The following is a 451-nucleotide window of genomic DNA, read 5'->3' as shown; positions in this document are numbered from 1 at the left end:
AGCCGTGAGAGCGACGAATACCCCGTCCCGAAATCATCCATCGACAGGCCACAGCCAAGGTTGCGGATGGATTGCAGCACTTCCTCGGTATCGCGGCTGTTGTCCATCATCACGCTTTCGGTGATTTCCACCGTCAGGCGCGCGGGCTTGAGGTTGTGGTCCTTCAGCAGGGCGGCGATGTGTTCAGGCAGCGCGCGGTTGCGGAAATGCACCGCCGACAGGTTGACGGCCACGGTGGGCACATGAATGCTGTCGCGATCCCATTTCACGATCTGGCGGCATGCTTCCAGCAGTGACCAGCGGCCGATGGCCTCGATCTGCCCGGTTTCCTCCGCCACCGCGATGAAGCGCGAGGGGAAGATGTTGCCAAGGTGCGGATGGTGCCACCGCGACAGGGCCTCCACCCCGCTGAGTTCGAGCGTATGCGTGCGCACCTGCGGCTGGTAATGCA

The 451-nt window shown here is 62.7% G+C and carries 1 protein-coding gene; it reads right to left on the bottom strand.

Annotated features, from left to right (window positions below; all coding sequences use genetic code 11):
• On the bottom strand, positions 1-451 hold a 451-nt coding region (locus B7449_RS17585; RefSeq protein WP_048883955.1), incomplete at both ends, for an EAL domain-containing protein.

It is taken from the genome of Komagataeibacter intermedius TF2 (assembly GCF_000964425.1).
GTDB classification, from domain to species: Bacteria; Pseudomonadota; Alphaproteobacteria; order Acetobacterales; family Acetobacteraceae; genus Komagataeibacter; species Komagataeibacter intermedius.
The sequence above is the reverse complement of the archived record's forward strand: the minus strand, read 5'-3'. Positions and strand labels throughout refer to the sequence as shown.